Source organism: Pantoea sp. LMR881 (assembly GCF_027157825.1).
GTDB classification, from domain to species: domain Bacteria; phylum Pseudomonadota; class Gammaproteobacteria; order Enterobacterales; family Enterobacteriaceae; genus Pantoea; species Pantoea haifensis.
Genome location: NZ_JAPVOK010000007.1, coordinates 143,207 through 166,512, shown reverse-complemented (window position 1 = coordinate 166,512; position 23,306 = coordinate 143,207). Strand labels below are relative to the sequence as shown.

At 49.9% G+C, this 23,306-nt stretch carries 17 protein-coding genes and 3 pseudogenes; 11 read left to right on the top strand and 9 right to left on the bottom strand.

What is annotated here, in order from left to right:
• Window positions 1–21 precede the first annotated feature (21 nt).
• Both bglF and O3W44_RS24480 read right to left on the bottom strand, forming a co-directional pair.
• Window positions 22–1,913, bottom strand: a pseudogene (bglF, locus tag O3W44_RS24485) (PTS beta-glucoside transporter subunit IIABC).
• Between the two features lie 639 nt (window positions 1,914–2,552).
• A complete protein-coding gene (locus O3W44_RS24480) occupies window positions 2,553–3,260 on the bottom strand; it encodes an IclR family transcriptional regulator (RefSeq protein ID WP_269295222.1) in 708 nt (235 codons plus the stop codon).
• Window positions 3,261–3,511: 251 nt separating this feature from the next.
• Here O3W44_RS24480 and O3W44_RS24810 point away from each other — a divergent pair, with 251 nt between their 5' ends.
• Together O3W44_RS24810 and O3W44_RS24805 are read left to right on the top strand one after the other, a co-directional pair.
• Window positions 3,512–3,943, top strand: a complete 432-nt coding sequence (locus O3W44_RS24810; RefSeq protein ID WP_269295116.1) for an MFS transporter — start codon at window positions 3,512–3,514, stop codon at window positions 3,941–3,943.
• 5 nt (window positions 3,944–3,948) lie between these two features.
• Window positions 3,949–4,311 (top strand): hypothetical protein, encoded by a 363-nt coding sequence (locus O3W44_RS24805; protein WP_331283479.1) that lies wholly within the window; start codon window positions 3,949–3,951, stop codon window positions 4,309–4,311.
• 747 nt (window positions 4,312–5,058) lie between these two features.
• On the opposite strand, the gene O3W44_RS24470 is transcribed toward O3W44_RS24805, so the two are convergent.
• Window positions 5,059–5,757, bottom strand: a complete 699-nt coding sequence (locus O3W44_RS24470) for a DAPG hydrolase family protein (protein ID WP_269295221.1) — start codon at window positions 5,755–5,757, stop codon at window positions 5,059–5,061.
• A gap of 42 nt (window positions 5,758–5,799) precedes the next feature.
• The gene (locus O3W44_RS24465; protein ID WP_269295220.1) at window positions 5,800–6,408 is read right to left on the bottom strand and encodes a TetR/AcrR family transcriptional regulator; all 609 of its coding nucleotides are present in this window, start codon (window positions 6,406–6,408) and stop codon (window positions 5,800–5,802) included.
• A 262-nt stretch (window positions 6,409–6,670) separates the two neighbouring features.
• On the opposite strand from O3W44_RS24465, the gene O3W44_RS24460 reads away from it, so the two are divergent.
• From O3W44_RS24460 to O3W44_RS24445, 4 genes are all read left to right on the top strand, one after another.
• Window positions 6,671–7,192: a hypothetical protein gene (locus O3W44_RS24460; RefSeq protein WP_269295219.1), complete on the top strand. Its 522-nt coding sequence runs from the start codon at window positions 6,671–6,673 to the stop codon at window positions 7,190–7,192.
• A gap of 50 nt (window positions 7,193–7,242) precedes the next feature.
• A complete protein-coding gene (locus O3W44_RS24455) occupies window positions 7,243–7,608 on the top strand; it encodes a 3-oxoacyl-[acyl-carrier-protein] synthase III C-terminal domain-containing protein (protein WP_269295218.1) in 366 nt (121 codons plus the stop codon).
• Window positions 7,609–8,840: 1,232 nt separating this feature from the next.
• Complete coding sequence (locus O3W44_RS24450) at window positions 8,841–9,590, top strand: TraX family protein (RefSeq protein WP_269295217.1); 750 nt, start codon at window positions 8,841–8,843, stop codon at window positions 9,588–9,590.
• 196 nt (window positions 9,591–9,786) lie between these two features.
• Window positions 9,787–10,188, top strand: coding sequence for an H-NS family histone-like protein (locus O3W44_RS24445; RefSeq protein WP_269295216.1), 402 nt, complete (start codon window positions 9,787–9,789; stop codon window positions 10,186–10,188).
• A 544-nt stretch (window positions 10,189–10,732) separates the two neighbouring features.
• On the opposite strand, the gene O3W44_RS24440 is transcribed toward O3W44_RS24445, so the two are convergent.
• The 3 genes from O3W44_RS24440 to dtnK are packed head-to-tail and all read right to left on the bottom strand — an operon-like array spanning window position 10,733 to window position 13,727.
• Window positions 10,733–11,494 (bottom strand): DeoR/GlpR family DNA-binding transcription regulator, encoded by a 762-nt coding sequence (locus O3W44_RS24440; RefSeq protein ID WP_269295215.1) that lies wholly within the window; start codon window positions 11,492–11,494, stop codon window positions 10,733–10,735.
• A gap of 6 nt (window positions 11,495–11,500) precedes the next feature.
• Window positions 11,501–12,481 (bottom strand): D-threonate 4-phosphate dehydrogenase, encoded by a 981-nt coding sequence (locus O3W44_RS24435; protein WP_269295214.1) that lies wholly within the window; start codon window positions 12,479–12,481, stop codon window positions 11,501–11,503.
• A complete protein-coding gene (dtnK, locus tag O3W44_RS24430) occupies window positions 12,474–13,727 on the bottom strand; it encodes a D-threonate kinase (protein ID WP_269295213.1) in 1,254 nt (417 codons plus the stop codon). Before dtnK ends, O3W44_RS24435 begins: the two co-directional genes overlap by 8 nt.
• Before the next feature lie 189 nt (window positions 13,728–13,916).
• Here dtnK and O3W44_RS24425 point away from each other — a divergent pair.
• The 4 genes and pseudogenes from O3W44_RS24425 to O3W44_RS24410 all read left to right on the top strand — a co-directional run bounded on the left by O3W44_RS24425 (window position 13,917) and on the right by O3W44_RS24410 (window position 18,452).
• Window positions 13,917–15,064 (top strand): annotated as a pseudogene (locus O3W44_RS24425) (iron-containing alcohol dehydrogenase).
• An 11-nt stretch (window positions 15,065–15,075) separates the two neighbouring features.
• Window positions 15,076–15,960, top strand: coding sequence for a dihydrodipicolinate synthase family protein (locus O3W44_RS24420; RefSeq protein WP_269295212.1), 885 nt, complete (start codon window positions 15,076–15,078; stop codon window positions 15,958–15,960).
• Window positions 15,961–16,017: 57 nt separating this feature from the next.
• Window positions 16,018–16,971, top strand: coding sequence for a phosphoglycerate dehydrogenase (locus tag O3W44_RS24415; protein WP_269295211.1), 954 nt, complete (start codon window positions 16,018–16,020; stop codon window positions 16,969–16,971).
• Window positions 16,972–17,133: 162 nt separating this feature from the next.
• Window positions 17,134–18,452, top strand: a pseudogene (locus O3W44_RS24410) (MFS transporter).
• Window positions 18,453–18,851: 399 nt separating this feature from the next.
• On the opposite strand, the gene uxuA reads toward O3W44_RS24410, so the two are convergent.
• On the bottom strand, window positions 18,852–19,916 hold the full coding sequence (gene uxuA / locus O3W44_RS24405; RefSeq protein ID WP_269295210.1) for a mannonate dehydratase: 1,065 nt from the start codon (window positions 19,914–19,916) through the stop codon (window positions 18,852–18,854).
• A 557-nt stretch (window positions 19,917–20,473) separates the two neighbouring features.
• Between uxuA and O3W44_RS24400 the strand changes: the two genes are divergently transcribed.
• On the top strand, window positions 20,474–21,016 hold the full coding sequence (locus O3W44_RS24400; RefSeq protein ID WP_269295209.1) for a hypothetical protein: 543 nt from the start codon (window positions 20,474–20,476) through the stop codon (window positions 21,014–21,016).
• A 199-nt stretch (window positions 21,017–21,215) separates the two neighbouring features.
• On the opposite strand, the gene O3W44_RS24395 is transcribed toward O3W44_RS24400, so the two are convergent.
• Window positions 21,216–23,291: a pyrroloquinoline quinone-dependent dehydrogenase gene (locus O3W44_RS24395; RefSeq protein WP_442954703.1), complete on the bottom strand. Its 2,076-nt coding sequence runs from the start codon at window positions 23,289–23,291 to the stop codon at window positions 21,216–21,218.
• Window positions 23,292–23,306 lie beyond the last annotated feature (15 nt).

Sequence of the window (23,306 nt, the reverse complement as noted above, 5' to 3'; positions counted from 1 at the left end):
TTTTTCCTTTTACCTTGACATTTATTTGATAACGGTTAGTAACTTGCCACACTCAGAAACTGTTTGATTTGCCTGAACGATAACATCAGCCATTTCATCACTATTGGTTACGAGCACTGGGGTTGTAAGGTCGAATCCAGCAGCCTGAATAGCGGGAATATCGAATTCAAGCAGCAATTCACCCTCTTTAATTGGCTGGTCAGTTTTTACATGTGCAGTAAAATGAAGACCATCTAGTTTTACTGTGTCAATGCCTACATGGATTAGAATTTCAGTGCCGTTTTCAGCAGTTATCCCAATAGCGTGATTAGTTCGGAAAAGAGAGGAGACGACCCCTTTAACTGGCGACACGACCTGACCTCTTGTCGGCACTATGCCCACACCCTTGCCCAGGAGGCCACTTGCGAATGTCGGATCTTTGATATCCTCCAACCCGACTATAGTGCCTGTCATTGGACTCATAACCTGTAACTTTGAGAGACCCGAAAATGATTCAACCTCACTGGCTGTATCCGTTTTAGAGATGAGACTTTGGGCTGGTTCAGTAGTTGTCCGAGCTGGTAATCCAAACAGCCAGGTCACCAATGTTGAAAATACCAATGCAATTGCAGCCCCGCAAAAGCTGCGGTTACTGAAGTGTCAGGACCTGTTAGCGGAATAACCTGGAAGAACGTAAATACGCTGGCGAAACCGAAAGAATAGGCAGTGGTTTGCCAGAACCCAAGCACGGCCGCGCCAAGAGCACCGCCAATACAGCCGATGATAAAAGGTCGACGGTGAGGTAATGTTACGCCGTAAACCGCTGGTTCGGTTATACCAAAGAGACTGGCTGTGAAGGCCGAACCTGAAAGCGCCTTAAGCTTTGTATCTCTTGACTTAAGGAATACGCCAAGCGTAGCGCCTGCCTGCCCCATGACTGCCGGCACTAATAAAGGCATCAGTGTGTCATGACCAAAATTTGCGAAATTGTTGATCATGACGGGTACCAGTCCCCAGTGAAGACCAAATATTACGCATACCTGCCAAAATGCACCCACAATGGCTCCGGCAATCATTGGGCTCATACCATATAGGCTAAGATAGCCTTCTGCGATAATTTTACTCATCCAAATTGAAGCTGGTCCGATGGCGAGAAAGGTCAACGGCGCAGTAATGACCAGACTTACGAAGGCTACGGAAAATGACCGAATGGCCGCTGGTATGAGCGGTTGACTATAACGCTCAATCAGGCTTGCAACCCATGCGGCAAATACAATGGGAATTACCGATGAGCTGTAATTCATTAATTCTAACGGCAGCCCAAGAAAACTCATTGATGTAGCTTCATCGGGCACTTTCAAAGCATTAGTAATAATTGGATGTACCAGCGCTGCGGCAATCGCCATGCTGACGGCCGGGTTCCCACCGAACTTTTTGGCTGCACTGAAGCCAAGAATAATTGGGAGAAAATAAAACAGTCCATCACTGGTGGCGTAAAATATTTTGTACGTACCATGACTTTGGTCGAGAAGGCCACAAACTACCGCGAGCGCCAGTAATCCCTTTAGCAGCCCTGTTGCGATGAGCGCACTAATTACCGGTGTGAATATTGCCGAAATGAGGTCAATAAACTTTGCAAACAAATTTTCTTTTTTACCCGAGGCATTTGAATCGATGTGTGAAGAGTGCTCGCGATTGGGTACCGCAATCAGTTTGTAGATTTCAGCAACCTGTCCACCTACAACAACCTGATACTGGCCGCCACTTTCAACAACCATAATCACACCGGGATTAGATTTCAGCTCTTCTGTATGGGTTTTTGAACTATCTTTGAGCTTAAAGCGAAGGCGCGTGGCACAATGCATAACACTCAGAATATTTTTTTCCCCTCCGACACACCTGATAATATCGTCAGCAAGCGATTGATATTTCATTATAAAACTCCCATATGATGCATCTTTTAAGGTGAACGCTGAATTTAGGCCAAAAAAAACCTAAACCACACCCGTCGGCATTGAAAACGGGTGTGGTTTAGGTTTTGCCTGCACTGCAGTAACAATCCTGAACGGCGTTAACTATTCATACTCTGACTTCTGGTTACAAGTAGTTTCATAACTTAATTGCTTTTATGTGAACCTGATCATATCTGACACCAGCATACTGATAGTTAAAAGACATAGGCATCCGATCCTTTGTCTTTCTATTGACAATTTTACTGGCTACATATCATGGCGCTTTTATTCTAAAGACTCTTCGTTCAGTTGGTCCATGTCAGAAATCGGCTAACGCCGGAACGGCTTACGTGTTACCTGTTTTAATGGCTTTCCCGTCTGGGAGCCTTGAACACAGCTTTAAATGTATTGAAAATGCTTATCTTTAAAGGAATATTTATTTAATTTTCAATGTTAATGTTGAAACGATAAAGAAATAAAACATTATTCTCAATCCTGACAACATTATCATCCCTCAGACTTCATCTTCGAGACTTTAAGTAGAATATTATGCGTTTAAGTCACTAACTGATGACCAGCGTTTTTATGCCAGCATTGCTTCAATTTCTGCCTTGCATTGCATTAGCGAACCGAGCAAGTGATCAAATTTCTCATCAAACCGGAGTGCAGGTACCGCAATGGAAATGGCGTAATGCTCGCTAAGGCTGGCATCAATATAGACTCAACTCCACAAACGCCACGCGCATGTTCTTCTCTATCAATAGCATAGTGCCGGGTACGAATTTCGCGAACGTCTTCGAGCACAGATGAAAGTGTTCGCAGAGTGTTATCAGTGCGGACATCAGGATGGTTGCCCAAGAGAGCTTTAATTTTTTCATCTGTCAGCATTGCCAGCATCGCCTTACCGTGAGCTGTGCAGTGACAGGGATAAGCAGTGCCGATTGGAGAGACGACGCGCAATTCTTGGTCAGACACAAACTGGTTGACTGATACCGCATAATTTCCTCGATATACACATAAATCAACGGTTTCTCGCGTGCGGCGACCGAGCGTTTCCATAGCGGGTCGGGAAAGTGTTATGACATCGGTATGTGCTGAAGCGGCAAGACGCGCAAGAGCGGGACCAAGCTGAACTCCTTCCAGACCAGAAATCAAAAGCTGCTGAGTTTCAAGCGAACTGACCAGACGATGCACTGTGGTTCGCGGTAAGCCTGTTTCTCGGGACAGTTGTGAGATTGTCATCCCTTTAGGCTGTGTTTCGAGGGCACGAAGAATAGTAGCCGCCCTGGCAATTACCTGAGATCCGTTATTATCTGCTTCGTTACTCATATCAAAATTCCAGGCTTACAAAGGAGTATCAGCATATCACTTTTATCCACATAGTGGATATGTTGAACAAGCATTCTAGTATGCTTTTTACCTATCTCCCGACTTTTATTTAACTACAAGTCGCTAAATACGGCGTTTCCCTGACAATAGGTTTACAGTCGAAAATTTGACATATACTCGGTAAGACTTGAGAATGTCATCCGTATATTGGTCATGTGTTCTAATTATTGGACGGTTGCTGGAGAGAAAATATGCAAGATTTAAAAAAGCCTGGGGCATTTACGCTTCTTGCTGTTGCCTGCCTCACTATTATGGTGGGATGCGTCATCGTTCCCGGATTGACTGAAGTCGCTGATAACCTGGGTACCCCATCGGCTGCAAGCTGGCTTGTAACCGTACCCTCCTTAGGAGTAGTCATTTTCGGGCCGCTAGCGGGACGCTTCATTGACAAGGCGGGCGCATACAGGGCTTTAAGCTGGGGGCTCTTCATGTATGGGCTGCTTGGAAGCGGAGGGGTATTTTTGAATGGACTGGTGCCCGTTATGCTTGACAGATTGCTGCTTGGCGGTGCCACGGCAGTCGTCATGTCAGCAGGCACAACCCTAATATCAACCTTTTACAGTGGTCATGCTCGTCTGAAAATGATTGCTTCGCAAGGAATGTCCATTGAACTGGGGGAGTGATTTTCTTGTTTATAGGTGGGCTGCTTGCAACACTTGGCTGGGGCTGGCCTTTTATACTTTATCTGGTAGCCTGGCTTCTTCTGGCAATGCAGATTTTATTTATACCTGAGCCTTCGGCAGAACATAGTAAACCAGCAAGCGTTCAAGGCGAAAATATAGCGATAGAAGGTGCTGGTAAGCTTAAAATTGTGTATTTTGCAGCTGCTTTTTCAATGATATGTTTTTTTACTGGCGTTATCATTATTCCGCAGCATTTTCATAAAATGAGTATTGGAGCAGCTGAAACCGGTTATTTTCTGTCTTTTATCTCATTAGTCGCAGTGTTCGCCGCAAGCGCTCATGCCTCGAATTGTTGCACGCATAGGTGAATACAGTACGCTTTATGCAGCTTTCATTTGCTACACCTGCGCCCACCTTCTCTTTTCTGCAGCCTCTGGCATCCCCTTTTGTTACAGGTGGGGTACTGATGGGATGCGGTTTCGGGCTCTCTGTTCCGCTGGTTAACCATATGACCGTGGAGCAAAGCCATGCTCAAGTACGAGGCCGAAACCTTGCTTACCTTTCAATGGCTATCTTTTCAGGCCAATTTATGTCTTCATTCATGGAATTTATTCCCGGGAGTTCCTCAGTAGTATTTATAGGCGCAGGCCTGATAGGGATTATTGTGATCATTGCACTAATGTTTTTTCGCCGTAAGCACCGCGGCGCAATAGTCTGAAAGAAATTTTAGTGCTAAAAACTGAAAGGAGAGGAGGATTTTATAGTACTTACTCTTCCTTCAGTAAAGTAAAGGTAAAATGGATACCACTTCCTTTGTTATGTATCGCACTCCCTGTTTAACAGGTCGCTAATTACTCCATATAGCTGCATGTAGTTGGATTTTTGGGGAGCCGGGATTGAACAAAAGGAAATAAATGAAATGCCCACGAGCCTTTTTAACGTATGTCATCAGTAACGACCAGGTCGCGTCGATGCCGCTCTAGCTATGGCTACTCGAGCAATTTGTAAAGTGGGTCATTTTGAACAATCGGAAAACTATGATGCGCTATATCCGGCATGTCGATGTACATGCCGGTGACGGATGACATTATATCGGGAAGCTATTCTCTGCGCCTTTACCAGTAATTGGGTGGCTCAACCGTTGCCGCATTTTCCCCGTAATATAGAGAAGGCAGTAAGCGGGACAGTGAAGTAAATTCACAATGTGCGTGCTGCATGAGACCTAGCCCAATTTCATCTGCAACTGGATTTGCGTCCGTGTTCGTTGTTTCTCCCAGAATAAAGCGTGACCGGAGTACACATCCCCAACCGGTATCACGTATTAGATGGATCATTCTTCCGTCTATCGGATCGCCTTTTCCGTCAAGAGTGATGCTTTGCCCAAAACCAATGCAGCCACATACGGCTGTAGATATCCATCGCTGCTCCCTGGCATACATCAGACGCTCAGTGCTGAAAAAATCTTCAGCGGCATGAAAGCGGATTTTTGCTGGTATCGGAGCTATTTTCGTTCCCAACCCTTCCTCAGCGTAAATCGTCGCGCCAATGTAATTCTGGCCTTTCTTCCAGTGGCTGTCCCAGCCGTAATGTGCTTTATGCTCACTCGGATGCCACCACTTCAAATGCTCGGTTGTGCTGAAAAATTTAAACCACCAGTCAAACATATCACCAGTGCATCCTGTCATGTCTGTTCTGGCTGCCACGACCAGACGACCATCTTTCAAACGTGAAATACCCATTTCAAGCGGTAAGGGGGCCGGATTGAGTAGATCATCTATGGAAGGCAGATCCCAGTTTTGGTGTGTATCTTTCATGACGAATAACTCCAGATAAGCCATTATTAATCAAATCGCCGTTCAAGCCTGATGCTTGCGGGGAATTGCAGTAAACAGGTGTTGAATAAAGGGTGCGATGGTTTCTGTCTGGTCGAGATTGTCGGTGAGCAGGTGGAACCAGCTGAAACCGAAGGTGATTACCAGCATCAGCTCAATATCGGTATCGGCTGGCAACTCCTGTCTCCTGACGGCGGTCGCCAGAATTTGTCTGGGTAGAGCAAATCGGCGTGCCATAAACTGATCACGCAACAGTTCCATGTTTTCTTTTACGTTCTGTGATTCAGCAATAAAACTCCGAAACGCGACCCCGCAGGAGGTGTTATGCCACAACTCCCAGAGCGTGCTGAGCATTAGAGAAAATCGCTGACTGACCTCCAAATCCTCTGGAATGTGAATCGCACATGCGCTCTCAACCTCATAGACCTCTGCAATAAGCTGTGCCTTATTGGCCCACCACCGGTAAATGGTTGGCTTACTTGCTCCAGCCAGTCTGGCCACACCATCGATTGAAAAGCCGACATAGCCTTTTTCCGAAAGTAATGTTTTTGCTGCATCGATAATTGCCTGATGCGATGCCTCACTACGTACTGCTCCCGCTGAACGGCGAGATTTCGGGTTTTCATCACTCATAAATAATTCACGCTACTGGTTTTACACAGAATCAGGTCTGGCTTATTAATAAATGAAACGATACGGTTAGTATTGTTTTACTATAAATCATAATCCACAGAGATACCAGCCTAAGGAACATAAGCTGGCTCGCCGAACGCATTACCTGCGTACGCTCATTTCATCTTTTTTAAATGAAATAACAGTATGCAATTTAAACCAGGCATTACAAGCTATGGCACCAGCATTCCTCTCTGCCGATTGAATGTAGAGGACGTGGTCAGTGTCTGGAAGAACACTGAACTTTCCATCATTGGGTGTAAAATCACGTACCGTTTTACAATCAGATGAAAATACAATCACTCTGAGCACAGACGCCAGTCGACATGCGATGCGTCGGGCTGGTACAGATAAACTGGATGCAATCTATCTCGGTACCTGGACGAATCCTTATGATTCCCGCAGTTCTGCAGCAATCGTTCTGGAAATTCCTGGCACTGGACAACAGGCTTATTGTGCGGACATCCAGTTTTCCGGCAAGTCAGGAACGTCAGCTATGCAGCTGAGTTTTGCCATGGTGAAAGCCGGTATGGCTCAGCACTCTTTGGCTATAGGCGCTGATACTATCAGCCGTCACACCGCGCCAGGTGACCTTACAGAGGCGTATACGGGTGCCGGCGCAGTAGTAGTGCTGTTTGACACAGACAAAGTGATAGCTGAAGTAGATGAAACGTTTTCTGCTGCGGAAGATCCGGCCGCAAGGAAACTGCTATATCCGCTCTGGCATGAGCCTCGGATCCGATAAAAACAATCCTGGCATCCATCGGCATCTAGAGCTGGCTTTTAAAGGCATGCTTGAAAAAAACAGGGCTAACAGCTGCTGACTTTCACCACGTCATTTTACAACAACCGACTATTGCCACACTACGTTCAACGTCTCACAGACTGGGCCTGAATAAGGCACAATTAGCTTATTCCCGTTACGCATCCACTACGGGTGACATCGGAGCTGCAAGCCCGTTGCTGGGGCTGGCCAGAGTGCTGAATAATGCAAAACCCGATGAGCGTATTTTAATCGTTTCATATGGCTTCGGAGCAGGTAGCGATGCTATCGCGTTAACAGTGACCGAAGAAATTCTGATCTACCCCGACATCAGCACAGCGATGAACAGCAGCTGTCTACTATCCAATTTGTGGATTACGGCACCGCTGCAAATATGAGTTCAAATTCCTGCGCCCTGATTACGCCCTTACCGCTTACCTGTAAAAAAGGTTTTGCCATGACAGCTTCACGCCGCGTTGCGATAGTTGCTGCTGATCACACCCCTGCCCGGGGACCCGTCACCTGACGAAAACATTTAAAGAACCGGTTGTTAAGTCCGCCTACCGCGCCATTGCCCAGATCGACATCGAGCCTCGTGAAATTCAGGAGATAGCATTTGGCTATCATGGAGAAGGTATTTCAGAATACGGCGGACTCAGCCCAACTCTTTCAGATACCCTGGGGCTGAGCCCGGTACCTTGCCTTATTACTGCGTCGAACTGTACCAGCAGTTCTGTTTCCTTCCAGACCGGCTGTCACATGATTGAATCAGGCCATTTTGACATCGTTCTGGTGGGGGATTTGAAAAAATGACCGACCACCTTAACTATGCGGAATATATTGGCTCCAGCACTGAGTGTGAATACGGCTATTTTTTGGTATTTCTCATACGGGTGCCTTTGAGCTCAGCACCAATGAGTATTTCCGACTAATTAATTTTTTTGATTTTAGAATGCTATCACCCTCATATTTTCTTAAATTGTGAATATGAGACTATTTTTATCCACTTTAGCATGGATCCTATAATAGCTAATCCCGTTAAAACATTGATCATGGTTGCTTGCCTAACCTCATATAATCAGCCTTGTATAAAGCCAAAAGGCATGCCTGTACCTTAATGTGAATCTTGTCAGACAAAACTCAGCCATAAAATGACAACGCTACGCAAATTATGCTGGGCTGGGATCCCTGCTGTCTCTTCAGAATTCACGTAGCGCGATCAGTTATGACAGAGTTCATTCATGAGCAGGGTGAGTGGACATGGCACGAATCTGTTCTTTCGCATGGTCTCTCTGAACTGACGTCTAAATCCCAGCTGGAACCGACCTTAACATTTCCTGAGCCTGTCGTACTTCAGTAGCCGGGTAGTCTGCTCTGTAGTGGCTTAAAAATTTGACAACGTAACAAATACTTCTGGGTAGGGAATGTTATGCAGAAGAAGGACTTTCGCGCCGAAAGTTATTCTGAAGAAAAGATTTTGAGCCAGTGCGGTCTACAATAATGACTTTTTGAAAGTGGCTGAATATCACATCATTTTATCAAGCCAGTTATCAAGCCAGCGCAAACGCTTTTCAGCGGCACGCCTTTTGTATATTGTCAGGGTTCGTCAATAATCCTGAAAAGCTACGCTATGTATTCTGCCCTGTCATCACTACGCACGTTGAGTGTATTCAATCTGCTGCGGGCGTTTACGCCGTTTCAGACTGACGTGCTGAAAACGCTGGCGCTGGCAGCTATGCTGGCCGATCACGTCAATACAGTACTTCTGCACGGCAGTCATTCATTGCTCTATGCTGCCGGGCGAATGGCTTTCCCGCTTTTCACTCTGGTCTGGGCCGCTAATCTTCCGGCAGCGGGCACTAAGCTGCAGCGGCAGGCGATGCGTTTATGGCTGTGGGCTTTTATCACCCAACCGGTGTTCTGGCTCGCATTTATGGGCAGCGGTCAGTCGTGGCTGGCGCTGAATATTCTGTTCCTGTTTGCTGGATGCACGCAGCTTTTATCCTGGCAAGCCCGTTATGGCACAAATGGCATTATGGCGGGTATTGCTCTGCTCCTTTTGCTTGCCTGGCCTCTGACGCCCTCGGGCTGTGGTCTCAACAGTATGCTTTTTGCTTTGATGTGTGTGGCTGGATTTCGCTTCGCACCGCTTTCTGACAGCCTGCTTTTCATGGCCGCTCTGCTGCTGGCGCTGGTGGCTCAGCAGATTTACAGCACACCTTCATCAATGACTGATATCAGTATCATCAATGTCGGTCTGGCGGCGCTGCTGTTTTTACCGGTTGCGATCGGTTTTGTCTCGGCAGTTCCGAGAGTGCTGTTCCGGCGCGTCTGGCCAAGTCGCTTTTTTATCATGCAGACGTCGGTCATTTATTGTTAATCGGCGTGCTGGCACTGCATCACTAACACTGCGTCAACCCTTTTATCCCTCCGCTAGATCCACGCCAGGCCAATACGCTCCTCAGATAGCATTGAAAAGGTTATAAAATTTTTAGAGCAGAGCTAAAAATGGTATATTTGCCGCTTACAGTGAATCTTTGCTGTATGTAGGTTCAGTATATTTGAGGAAGTTTTTAATGAGTAAAAACCTGAGCGAACTGAATAACGTTCGTACCTTACGTGCTCAGGCGCGCAATACGACACTAAGTATTTTGGAAGAGATGTTAGAAAAGCTGAGCATCGTGGTCAGTGAGCAGCGTGAAGCGTTACAGGCGACTGAAGCTGAAGCGCGAAAAAAAGCTGAAAAACTCGCCCTGTATCGTGAGCTACTCCTGGAAGATAACATCTCTCCGGAAGAGTTGGTCAACGGAACACAATCAGTCGGGCCCCGTAAAAATAAGCGTGCGCCCCGGCCTGCTAAATACAAATACAGTGATGAAAACGGCAATGCCAGACACTGGACCGGTCAGGGCCGAACCCCCTCACCGATCAAAGCAGCCCTGGAAAATGGCCAGTCACTGGATGATTTCCTGCTTTAAACTGAGCTGATATCAAGCCGGAAATCAGCTTAGCTCTCTGCATCTGGTTTTCCGGTTTTATCTGTTTTGCGCCCCGATCCTGCCTGCCAGTAGTCTGAAATGCCCTGTTCTAAAAAGCGGACAATAGGGCTTCAGGATGCCGCGCCTGCTGCCAGCAATTCACATATTTTTGCGCAACTTTTTCAGGTTATTACAGTTCGCCAGCAGTGTGCAGTCTGGAAACTTTTATCTGAGATGCTGAAATTCTCGCCTGTTGTGCTGGCAGAACTTATCCACAGAAAAAGTGGACAGCCTGTGTGCAAAAAGGTACAGATGCTCAGCAAAGGTAGCCAGACTTCACAAAAATCATTGCCTCTCCTGTAAGAGTTTTACAGGATCGGGTTGATTTTAAAAAGATACTGGCTGAGCAGTGCATGTTTTGATCCGTCAGTGTAAAAATGGGTTAAGCATGTGTCCTGCAATATGTCAGCGATCATATGTCTGCTGTCTGATTCCGCTAAATGACGCGAATAAAGCCTCGCGGTACAGCGCAATTTGCCGCTTTTTATGCTGTAAGCGTTAACATAATGCCGCGCTCATGCAACAGGTGGCAGATGTCACTGTCCAGGTTTTTATCCGTAATAATGTCGGTCAGGTTAGCCAGTGGTGAAGCGCAAAACAGCGACCATGAACCATATTTACTGCTGTCGGCCAGCAGCACCCGTCGTCCGGCATTTGCCAGCAGATCGTATTTCAGTCCCGCCTTTTCTTCTGTGGGGGTGGTAATACCGCGCTCCAGGCTCCACGAGTTACAGCTGACAAAAGCGATGTCAGGATTGATGCTGCGCAACAGGCGGCGGCCATGCTCGCCAATGCAGGACTGGCTGGAGTCATCAATGCGACCGCCGATAATGGTAACTTCAATCTGTTTGAATTCAGACAGAAACAGCGCGATATGTAAATCAGCCGTGATGACCCGCAGCGGCAGATGCGTCAGCTGTCGCGCCAGTTCAAGCATGGTGGTGCCCGCATCCAGCACTACCGCGTCGCCGGACTGCACAAAACGGGCGGCCAGCTCTGCAATCGCCTGCTTCTCAGCCAGGTTGCGCTGCATCTTCTCCAGCGTGGTGGGCTGGCTTGGAATAAAGCGGTTCAGGGTGACGCCGCCGTGGCTGCGGCTGATTACGCCCTCTTTATCCAGCTTAATCAAATCACGCCGGATGGTAGCCGGTGAGGCGCAAATGGCGCTCACCAGCTGCTCTACCGTCACCAGATTATGACTCTTCAGATAGTCCATAATCTGATCAAGACGACTTTGTCCCTTCATATTTCCCTATGCGAGCTGCATCGCGAGTTTGATGGAGATCGCCATGCTCTCAGACTTCGCTTTACCTGTCCACGCGATATCAAACGCGGTGCCGTGGTCGGCTGAAGTACGAATAAAGGGCAAGCCGGCGGTGATATTTACGCCATCATAAAAGCCTAAAAGCTTCAGCGGGATGTGTCCCTGATCGTGATACATCGCTACCACAATATCGTATTGTCCTTCCTGGCATTGCAGGAACACGGTATCCGGCGGACAAGGCCCGTAAACATCAACGCCCTGCTCTTTCATCGCTCTGATCGAGGGGGCGACAGTGGTAATCTCTTCATCGCCAAACAGCCCGTTTTCGCCAGCGTGTGGGTTAACGCCCGCCACGGCAATGCGCGGTTTCTCAAAACCAACGCGGCGCAGGAAAGTATCTGCCATACCAATCACCGTCTCGATGCGCTCGCGATTCAGGGTGTCGAGGAACTTACGCAGCGCGATATGCGTAGTGACATGAATCACTTTCAGCTTATCGGTATAGAGCACCATGGCATAATCTCTGGTGTTGGTGAGATGGGCCAGTAATTCCGTATGACCAGGATAAATATGCCCCGCCGAGTGCAGCGCCTCTTTATTCAGAGGTGCAGTAGCGATCGCCTGCACTTCACCAGCCAGCGCCAGTTCGGTTGCGCGTTTAATGCAGCGCCAGGCCAGATCGCCCGCTTCTTTCTGCACCACTCCGGGTCTTAAGGCGTCAGGATTAGCCAGGGGCTCGTCAATTACATTGATAATGCCCGGCGCGAAATGCGCATCTTTTACCCTTTCGAGCACTCGCAGTTCGGCTTGTGGAGTAATGTTCATGCCCATGATGCGACGCAGAGTACTGGCGCAACCGACCACGATTGCTGGCGCGCCGTTCAAATCCCCCTGAGACAGCGACTTGATGATAATTTCCGGACTGATGCCCGCCGGATCGCCCATAGTCACCGCAATGATTTTATTCACTCAACTTCTCCTCAATAAAACGAATGGCTGCTACCAGGGTGTTTTCGTCGCCAAAGCCACCCGCTTTGGTCATCACCGGCAAGTTAAATTCACTGTTAAGCAGAACCCCGTGCGGCACACAGCCCGCCACCAGACCCTGAATTTGAAAACCGCTGGCCCCCAGGGCCTGAGCCACCGCAATTGCCACATCGCCGCCGGACAAATAAAGCGCCTCGGGCTGCTGTTGCGTCAGTAAAGCGTGCGTTAGTTCGCCTAAAAACTGGCAGATCGCCTCACCCAACTGCTGCCGTGTCAGGTTGTGCTGCTGGCAAAGCCGATCAATTTCATACCGTTGGCTGGCATGCTGACAGGTACGGATCACCGTGTGCTGACCTGCCCGTAGCGATGCCGCGCTTTGTGCAAGCCACTCAGCCATTGACGGCCATGCTGGCTGCTTAAACAGTTGCGCAATCTCAACATCAATCAGGGTAATTTCGTGCTGCTGCGCCAGCTGAATGATTTGCTGCTGCGCGCTGCTGCTCATCGAGCCAATAACCGCTAAAACCGGTTTCGCTGCGCGGGTGGAAAGGTGCGCACCCAGCGCATCACTTAATCCTGCCGCGCCCACTAACAGTGGCGTTTCCTTTAAACGCGCCGCTGCCTGCATCAGACGGCGAATATCTGCGTCCTGCTCTGCATCTACCACCACCACGCCGTGCAGATCAGCTAATACCCTGTCCAGATGGTCGCTACGTAGCGTGGTGAGATCGATCTGGCTTCCCGCCAGTTGCAGTTGTTGCAACACGCTGGCGCTGAGAATGGGTGTTTTGGGATCGCTGGCAAACTCTGTTTCGGTTAACAGCACATCATTGAGATACACCGCGCCGTGTCGCGTGGTGCGCCCCAGCCGTGGCACGGCGGGCACAATTAATGCTAACTGTTTGCCGCTGGCCGCCAGTGCGGCGCTCACTTCTGCACCGACGTTGCCACGCAGCGTTGAATCAATTTTTTTAAATAACCAGCCCTGCTGTGGCTGATGTTGCTTTACTACCTGTGTGATGCGTTGTGCCGCCAGCCCGGCGCTGACGGCACGGCTGTCAGTGCTGATGACCCAGACGTCTGCGGCTTCGCGGTTAACGGGCGTATCGCTGTTGAACAGCACATGCACCCGGGCACCCGCCTGCGCTAATCCACTGCCCGCATCATTCGCACCGGTGAAGTCATCGGCAATAACCAGGACCGGGGTTTTCCATAACGGCTGCGTCATCGTCTCTCCTGTGTCGGCGGTTTGCCGCTAATAATGATTATATTCAATCACGATTGATTATATGTGAGCAAGATCAAATTAATCAAAATCGATATGCCCTATAAATTGACCCACAGTAAGTGACAGCACTCGCACTGATATGAGCAAATGCAATCATTCAGTTCAGATTCACGGCAATAAGGGCATGAAATGAATATCAACAGCACGGTTATCAGTGGTTACCAGTCGCTGAACGACATGAGCTATCTGCTTAACGGAAAAGAAAAAGCGTTACTGGTGACCGATAAGAATATCGAAGGCATTCCGGCAGTACAGGCTTTGATCGCGCAACTGAAACAGCAGATCGCGACGGTCAGTGTGGTCAATAGCGTGCCGCCAGAACCGAGCCAGCATGACGTCGCAGCTATTCTGAGCGCACTGCCCTCGCGTGATGTCGATCTGGTAATTGGCGTGGGCGGTGGCAGCGTACTGGATGTTGCTAAACTGCTGTCTGTGCTGTGCGTCAAAAATGCGCCGACGCTGGAATTACTGCTGGCGGGCGAAAAGCCACAGCAGCGTACGACTTCGCTGTTGATTCCAACGACTGCCGGAACCGGCTCGGAAGCCACGCCAAACGCGATTCTGGCGATCCCGGAGAAAGAGACCAAAGTCGGTATTATTTCGCCGGTGATGCTGCCCGATTTCGTCGCGCTGGTGCCGGAACTCACGACCAGTATGCCGGGGCACATCGCTTCTTCCACCGGCATTGATGCGCTTTGCCACCTGATTGAATGTTTCACTGCCACTGTCTCGAATCCGGTTGCTGACAACTATGCGCTAACAGGCATGAAGAAACTGTTTGCCAACCTTGAAACCACCATTAATGAGCCGGGCAATTTGCAGGCGCGCCTGGAAATGCTGTGGGCATCTTATTACGGCGGCGCATCGATCGCCCACGCCGGGACGCATCTGGTACACGCCATGTCTTATCCGTTAGGGGCAAATATCACCTGCCCCACGGCGTGGCTAATGCAATCTTACTGGCCCCCTGCATGCGTTTTATACGTCCTGCGGCGGTGAGCAAATTCGCTCAGGCTTACGACCTGCTGCCAGATGCCGACGCGACGCTGGATGACGAGGCCAAATCTTACGCGCTGGTGGAGTATTTCACCGCACTGGTGAAACGCCTGAATTTGCCCGCCAGCCTGGAAGAGCTGGGTATCAGCCCGGACCACCTGCCTTATTTAGTGGAAGCGGCCCTTGATGTGCAACGCCTGATGAAAAATGTGCCAACGGCGGTTACGGCAAATGATGTGCGCGACGTTTATCTGACGCTGTTTCCTTCACACCAGGAATAATGAGGACCCTCATGAGCAAAAAAATTAACGGCGTGCTGACCGCCATTGTCACCACCTTTGATAGCAATGGCGCGTTCAATCCTGTCACGCAACGTGAGCAGGTTAAACGCCAGTTGAATGCCGGTAACGGCATCTTTTGTGGCGGCACTAATGGCGAGTTCTTTGTGCTGAACGAACAGGAAAAAATCGCTGTCACCGCAACCTGCGTCGATGAAGTGAACGGCAGCGCGCCAGTGGTGGCACACATTGGTGAAATCTCCACTCGTGAAACCATCCGTCTCGGCAAGCAAATCGCCAGGCTGGGTGTGGATGCCGTATCGGTGATTACGCCCTATTTCGTGCCGCTGAAGCAGGACGAGCTGATTTACCACTATCAGACCGTGGCTGATGCACTCGAGGTGCCGCTGTTCCTCTACAACATTCCGGCGCGTACCGGTAATACCTTACAGCCGGAAACCGTGCGCAAGCTGGCGTCGCACCCCAACATTATCGGTATCAAAGATTCAGCGGGCAGCTATGAAAGCCTGAGCGGTTTCCTGAAAGCCGCTGAGGGCATTGATAATTTTGACGTGCTGAACGGGCCGGATTCACTGATCCATCAGGGGTTTGTTGAGGGCTGTTCAGCCTGTATTTCTGGCCTCGCGAACGTTGCGCCAAAAGAGATCAACGCCATCTGGGCTCGTTTTAACGCGGGCGATACCGAAGGTTCGCGCCTGGCACAGGAAAGCGTGACCGGCCTGCGTACCGATCTTTACAGCGTTGGTTTTTCACCCGCTGCTGTAAAAAAAGCCGTGACGCTGCTTGGTTACGATGTGGGTGAAAGCCGCTACGCGGTGCATTTCAGTGCGGAAGAAGAGCAAAAGATCCGCCAGATCGTTAATCAGTATTTGCAGTAACAGGCTGTCAGGGCAGTTCTTGCTGCCCTTGCCTGAAACCTGACACCGGGGAACCCTATGAAAGTAATTTGCACCTCGCCGTCGTTTGCAAAATATGACGCGACGCCGATTGAAACACTGAAACAACACGGCTTTGAGCTGATCGCTCTGCCTGCCGATGCACCGCTGTCGGCGCTGGAACCGCATCTGGCAGAAACCGTTGCCATGATCGTGGCCTTTACCAACGTTAACGAAGAAATGCTGGCGAAAGCGCCGCAGTTAAAAGTGATATGTAAGCACGGCGTGGGCGTTGACAACATCGATCTGGATGCGACACGCGAACGCCATATCTACGTGACCAACGTGCCGGACGCCAATAAACACGCGGTCGCAGATTTTGCTTTCGCCCTGATACTCAACAGCGCGCGTCAGGTGACGCAGGCGGCCACGGAAACCCGGGCAGGCAACTGGCCGCGCATTTTTGCCACAGATGTATACGGTAAAACCCTGGGCATTACTGGCTTAGGTAATATTGGTAAGCAGGTCGCGCTGCGTGCCAAAGGCTTCAACATGCGCGTCATCGCCTTTGATTTTTATCCTGATGAAAAATTTGCCGCTGAGCACGGTATTGAATTTGTCAGCATGGATCAGCTGACCGAACAGAGCGATTTCATCACACTGCACACGCCGCTGACGAATGAAACGCGCAACCTGTTCGATACTGCACGCATCAGACGCATGAAGAAATCCGCGTTTTTGATCAACGTGTCGCGCGGCGGCGTGGTGAATGAGCAGGATTTGTTCCAGGCGCTGCAGGACAATGTGATTGCCGGTGCCGCAGCGGACGTCTTCGATCACGAACCGCTCAGTGAGCATCCCCTTTTCACGCTGCCGAACTTTATTCCAACCTCACATATCGCTGGCTATACCGATGGCGCGATCAGCGCAATAGGTGAACGCTGCGTGCAGCAGATTATTCAGTGCATTAAACAGGGCGACCGCCCGGTTAACGTCATGAACGGACTGGCTTAACGCTGCCTTTTTTGCATAAACCACAACTATTCCCACTGTTTCGCATTGCAGAAAGGCAGAAAACACATTTATCACCCTGAGCGTTATGCCGTAGTCACGGTAATGATGAATGCAGCCAGTGCCTCTGCCCGGCGAAAATAAAGGGGATCAGGTGAACAGAATATGAACAATACCCTGCGCTCTACCCGTGTCCGCTGGTGGATTGCTGGCCTGATGTGGCTGGCGATTGCCATTAACTATATTGACAGAACGGTGCTCTCTGCGGCGGCGCCACATTTGATCACTGAGCTGGATATTAACCCGGAAATGATGGGTTTTATCATGGCTGCGTTTTTCTGGTCTTATGCCCTGCTGCAAATTCCGGCGGGCTGGTTTGCTGACCGGTTCGGTCAGAAAAAAGGTCTCGGCATTGCCGTCGCATGGTGGTCAATCGCGACCATGGCGATGGGTTTAGCGACTGGCTTTAAATCGCTGCTGGCACTGCGTCTGGCTCTCGGTGTCGGTGAAGCGGCGGCTTATCCCAGCAATGCCGGAATTACTGCGCGCTGGTTCCCGGATCGCGAACGCGCCACGGTTTCAGGCCTGTTTGACAGCGCCTCGAAGTTTGGCGGCGCGGTGGCGATGCCGTTAATCGTCTGGATGATCGCCATGGTGGACTGGCGCATCACCTTCCTGGTGATCGGCAGCGTGGGTGTGTTCTGGGTCATCGCCTGGTATGTTATCTACGCCGAAAACCCGGAAGACCATAAAAAGATCAGCCAACACGAGCTCAGCCTGATCCGTAACGGTCAGACGCAAAAACATGGCGATAAAAGCGTGCGCCCCATGAAGTGGTATAAATTACTGCGCTATCGCAACATCTGGGCAATGTGTATCGGCTTCTTCACCATCAATTACACCTCTTACTTTTTCATCACCTGGTTGCCCACTTATCTGGTGAAAGACAAAGGTATGGATTTCCTTAAGATGGGGATGGTGGCTGCGCTACCGCTGATTTGCGGCATGGTGATTGAGGTGATTGCTGGTTGGGCATCGGACCGCATTGTGCACAAAAAATTCTCTCTCTGACCGCTACACGCAAGCTGTTCCTCACTATCGGTCTGATGATGGCGCTGTGCATCGGGTTCGCCCCGTTCACTGATTCTGTCTTCATGACCGTGCTGCTGCTGTGTATCGCCAAATCGGGTACCACCGTTGCGGCATCGCAGGTCTGGGCTTTGCCAGGCGATGTGGCACCGCAGAACAGCGTATCGATTGTGGCAGGTTTGCAAAACACCGTCTCGAACATGGGCGGAGCGGTTGGCCCCATCATCACCGGCGCGATTGTTGGCGCTACCGGCCACTTTACCTGGGCGCTGGTGTTCTCAGCGGTGCTGGTGGTAATTGGTATTCTTAACTACCTGTTCCTGATGGGTAAAGTTGAGCCTATCGTTGATGAAGAACATGCTCATGGGCATCAGGCGGTGAGTCACAGCATCTAATCTTCTTCCGATCTCACGCCGCACGCGCCCTGCGTGCGGCATAGTTCCAGCGGCAAACACTGAAACGCAACATTAAGTCTGTTTTGTTTACCCGTCAGAAGTGGTCGCATTGCCCCTTCTGACTGAAAGATTTAAATAAAACAGCTGGCCCACATGGCCATGCTCAGGCCCGCCACTGAATTTATCAGTTGCGTTCAATCCCGGGTTTTATCTGTATCCTGCATCGGGATAGCAAAGGTCTCTTTAAATAACAGCAAGCCCGTCATACATCAGCGTACCCGGCTTACTGCCAGAGCCATTAATGTCGGGAGAAAGTTGACATGATGTTTCTTAACGCATTTACAGGTTTTATTATGATGAGGAAAAAAGAGAGGCGGGAGCAGGCCCCGCTGTAAGAGGTTATTTTTGACTGACAGCTTCCCATAAGCCGAGAATATAAGTTACACCCAGCGCGCGATCATAAAGTCCGTAACCGGGCCTGCCTGTTTCACCCCATATAAAACGACCGTGGTCAGGTCTGATATACCCGTCAAAGCCATTGTCATGCAGAGATTTGATGACGCGCAGCATATCTAACGAACCGTATTGCGTCGGATGTGCGGACTCGTAAAAGTCCTTATCTTTTATGAGTTTGATATTTCTGACGTGCGCAAAGTGGATACGCTTGCGACGCGAGAACTCCCCAAGAATGGCATAAACATCATTTTCCGGATCTTCTGCGATTGAGCCGGTGCACAACGTGAGGCCGTTGGCTTCAGAATCCACTGCATTGCAAATCCAGTCTAAATCATCCCGGTTTTTGACCACGCGTGGCAGGCCAAAAATGGAATAAGGCGGATCGTCTGGATGGATTGCCATTTTGATACCAACTTCTTCACAGACAGGAATGATTGCCCGCAGGAAGTAAGCCAGATTTTCCCGCAGTAGCGCATCGTCCACCGCTTTGTATTTTGCAAACAACTCCTGCACTTTTGCCAGACGTTCAGGTTCCCATCCTGGTAAGGCAAACCCGTTGGAATTTTCCAGAACCTCTTTAACAACCTCATCCAGACTTTTATCAATACCCGCTTTTTCAAATGCCATGGTCAGCGAACCATCAGGCAGAACATAGTTCATGTCTGTTTTCATCCAGTCAAAAACCGGCATAAAGTTATAGCAAATTACTTTTACACCATAACTGGCCAGATGACGGATAGTTTGTTTGTAGTTGGAAATGTACTGATCGCGGGAGGGTAACCCAATCTTGATGTCATCGTGAATGTTAACACTTTCGATAACCTCCATAGTCAGGCCTGCGGCATGGGCCTGCTCAACCAGGTTTTTAATTTTTTCCTTTGGCCAGACTTCACCAACCGGTACATCATAAAGCGCGCCCACCACGCCCGACACGCCTGGCACCTGCCGTATATGTTCCAGTGGGATTTTATCTTCTTCCGCTCCAAACCAACGCATCGTCATTTGCATATGAATCACTCACTGTGTCTGAAAAATGAATCTAACTACCATTCTAGTATGTGTTAAAAATCTGTTTTATAAGTTGACCGCAATCACATTATGAACACGCCGGGATGCGGTTTGATATGGCTTGAAAGGCAACTGGCAGTGATAACCACGCCGCAACTTCACGGTAGAGTACTGAAATAGGGCGGCTTATCCCGCTCTGTGCAGCAGCGGGCAATGCGTGGTTTGCTGCTGGGCTTTTTGCTGTCATAACCGGTGTGGAAAGGGGAAGTACGAAGGCGGGCGAACGGCGGGTTCTCATGGATACCCTCATAAGGTTTTCTAAAAAACCTCTGTTTCTGATGGTGGTTTCAAAACGGAAGCCATGCTTTTTGCCTGCCGTGTAGTTTCCTTTTTATGTGCCATGATTAATTAGCCAGTTAATTATGCTTAATATTTGGCTGAGCAACGCTGTTTATCTCATTTGTTTGTCAGGCGAACCGGCGAAAATTAACAATACCTGCGGAAGCCTCAGCGAAAAATGACGATGTCATACATCCAAAAACAGTAAGGAGTAATTCATGGCACATGAAAAAATCGTAACGATGTTCAGTAATATTGCTGATGCTGAAGGTGCAAAGCGAAGCCTGCTAAAAGCCGGCTTTGATGACAGCGATATTGACATAATTTCAGGTGACAGGCTCCAGAAAGAAGGTCACGAAGCCCACCATCCTGGCCTGTGGCAGCGTTTATTTGGTGATACCCTGGATGAAGCGCAGGCGAGTGTGTATGACGATGCGCTGAATTCCGGCGGTGTTGTGCTTACACTACGGGCTGAAGAAGAGCAACTTCCTCGGGCCTTAAGCATTATTGATATGCATGACACCGGCAAACTGTCGCAGAATGACGTTTCGGGCTTCAGAGAGAGCAACGAGGCGGTATCCTCTGCAGGACTCCCTGCCGACGAAATTTATACGGGAAAACCGCAGCTGACAAAAACCACGCCGGAGAAAACATCGCTCACGGGTGATGAAGCGAAAGATGTTGAACAGGACAAAACTCAGGCCGGTAAAGCCAGCGACGATTTAACTATTCAAAAAAATAAGTTCGATGAGAAATTTTAAAGCGGACGGGACCGGTAAAGCGGGGCTTGCCAACCGGACGATAATGCAGAGATGCTCTGCGACCTGGCAGTGTAGAGAAAGCGGTGCTTAACCTTGTTCAGTTCATGGTGCGAATAAAAAACCGTAATCCCTGGAGATTACGGTTTTTTGCACAACACCCGGGCAGTATAAAGGCCCGGTCTGTCCGGTTACAGGCTAATCAGTTGCTGCTCTCTGGCAGAGCGTAGACAACCACCTGATCACCCACCTGATCTTTCAGGATCGTGTTACCGCCTGCGACGAAGGCCACATATTCACGCCCCTTATACTCATAAACCGACGGGTTCGCCACGGCTGGCGCTTCAACCTGGTCAGACCACAGCTCTTCACCGTTTGCCAGCGAGTAAGCACGAACTTTGGCGTCCATAGAGGCACCGATAAAAATAACGCCTCCCGCAGTGACAGCCGGACCACCAATGGTTGGTGAACCCCAGCTTTCTGGCATAAAGAAACCGTACTGCTGAGAAGCGCCAACGGGTCGACGCCATTTCACGTCACCGGTATGCATATCAAGTGCCACCAGTTCACCAAACGGAGGTTGCCAGCACGGCATGCCAAGCCAGTTTTGCGCAACTTTCAGACGCATACCGTAAGGTGCGCCTTCCTGGGGTGCGAATCCGCTCTCGTTGCCGGAGCCGGTATCGGCTTTTTCATAATCTTCCCGATTATAAAGCTTCACGTACTGCACAATATGCGAGGTATTAACAATCGCGGTCTGACTTTGAGGATCGAATGCTACGCCACCCCACTGCACGCCACCGGAGCTGTCCGGGTAGGTCAGCGCACCCTCGCCTTTGGTTGTCGGTGGCGTATACATGCCGTCATAGCTCAGGTTATCCCACAGCCGTGAACACTCACCGGCACCGACAATATCAGCCAGTTTCCATATTTCCGGTTTTTTCGACTGATCGAGCAGCGGGGCCGGTTTAGTCGGGAATGGCTGGGTTGGCGAAAGTTTTTCGCCCTGCACAGAACCGTCACCCTGCGGCACCGGACGCTCTTCTATTGGCCAGACATCCTCACCTGTCAGGCGGTTAACCACAAACAGGAACCCTTGTTTTGTCGCCTGGATCAGTGCCGGAATTTGCTTGCCGTTGACGGTAATGTCCATTAGCGTCGGTGCAGAGTTAATGTCGTAATCCCACACGTCGTGGTGAACCCACTGGCGTGACCAGACGACTTTGCCTGTATTGACGTCCAGTGCCGTAGTCGAGGTGCCGAGCGGGATGGCATCAATACGATTGCCGCCCCAGTAGTTCGGCGAAGGTGAAGAAACCGGCAGATAGATCAAGCCATGCGCGGCATCAGCAGACATTTGTGTCCAGACGTTAGCCGTTCCGGTACGCTGACGAATATCAGCAGGGATGGCATCAAAGGTCCATTCGCGTTTTCCCGTCTCTGCATTAATTGAGAAAACGGTTCCCGGCGGCGCCTCTGCATAGGCCCAGTCTTTACCTGCCCAGCCAAAGATCAGATGATTGCCTACCACGGTTGGGGGTTGCAGCAGCGACAGCGGGAATTTGGCGTTTATGGTGTTCCACTGATCAACGTTGAGCATGCCGTGATCGGCGAAGTTCTCACATGGCTTGCCGGAATCAGCGTCGAGTGCGTAGAGTCTGGCATTAACTGTTCCCATATAAACAATTTTCTGGCACGCCTGTCCGGCGACGGGGTTTTTAGCCTGCCAGTAGGCAACACCACGATTTTTCAATACAGGTTGCGTCAGTGCCTCGCGCGGTGATTTGGTGTCATAACTCCACTTCTCTTTACCTGTGCCGGGATCAAGGGCAATCAGTCGGTCAAATGGCGTGCCGATGTAAATAGTATCGTTGGCAAAGACCGGCGTGGCTGACCAGACAGTCGCAGGAATTTCGCCTTTACCATCTGCAACGTCACCGGTATGGAACTCCCATACTTTCTTCAGTTGCCCCACATTATCGGCGGTTATCTGCTTGAGTGGGCTGTACTTTTGCGCATTCAGCTGACCATGAAAACTGTCCCAGGTTGCTGTTGCGGGCACCAGGGGAGTCGTTGCGTTTGTGGCGGTATCAACCTGCTGGTCAGGTTGCTCGCCGGAAGAGGCTTCTTTGGTGGTGGTGGTGCCAGGGGCCTGCTGATCAGCGGCATCAATGTCGAGCTTCTCCTGCGTTCCCTGGGATGCTTCAGTCGCCTTATCCTGCGCCAGTAGCGTCATTGGGGCCATCAGCAAAGCCAGCGCAGTCAGGCTGCCTTTCATGAGTTCGATAGGTTT

Excerpts from the sequence above, each read along its gene's own strand:
- O3W44_RS24480 (WP_269295222.1), bottom strand. The coding sequence starts at position 3,260 with ATGAGTAACGAAGCAGATAATAACGGATCTCAGGTAATTGCCAGGGCG.
- O3W44_RS24810 (WP_269295116.1), top strand. The coding sequence starts at position 3,512 with ATGCAAGATTTAAAAAAGCCTGGGGCATTTACGCTTCTTGCTGTTGCC.
- O3W44_RS24470 (WP_269295221.1), bottom strand. The coding sequence starts at position 5,757 with ATGAAAGATACACACCAAAACTGGGATCTGCCTTCCATAGATGATCTA.
- O3W44_RS24465 (WP_269295220.1), bottom strand. The coding sequence starts at position 6,408 with ATGAGTGATGAAAACCCGAAATCTCGCCGTTCAGCGGGAGCAGTACGT.
- O3W44_RS24450 (WP_269295217.1), top strand. The coding sequence starts at position 8,841 with ATGTATTCTGCCCTGTCATCACTACGCACGTTGAGTGTATTCAATCTG.
- O3W44_RS24445 (WP_269295216.1), top strand. The coding sequence starts at position 9,787 with ATGAGTAAAAACCTGAGCGAACTGAATAACGTTCGTACCTTACGTGCT.
- O3W44_RS24440 (WP_269295215.1), bottom strand. The coding sequence starts at position 11,494 with ATGAAGGGACAAAGTCGTCTTGATCAGATTATGGACTATCTGAAGAGT.
- dtnK (WP_269295213.1), bottom strand. The coding sequence starts at position 13,727 with ATGACGCAGCCGTTATGGAAAACCCCGGTCCTGGTTATTGCCGATGAC.
- O3W44_RS24420 (WP_269295212.1), top strand. The coding sequence starts at position 15,076 with ATGAGCAAAAAAATTAACGGCGTGCTGACCGCCATTGTCACCACCTTT.
- O3W44_RS24415 (WP_269295211.1), top strand. The coding sequence starts at position 16,018 with ATGAAAGTAATTTGCACCTCGCCGTCGTTTGCAAAATATGACGCGACG.
- uxuA (WP_269295210.1), bottom strand. The coding sequence starts at position 19,916 with ATGCAAATGACGATGCGTTGGTTTGGAGCGGAAGAAGATAAAATCCCA.
- O3W44_RS24400 (WP_269295209.1), top strand. The coding sequence starts at position 20,474 with ATGGCACATGAAAAAATCGTAACGATGTTCAGTAATATTGCTGATGCT.
- O3W44_RS24395 (WP_442954703.1), bottom strand. The coding sequence starts at position 23,291 with ATGAAAGGCAGCCTGACTGCGCTGGCTTTGCTGATGGCCCCAATGACG.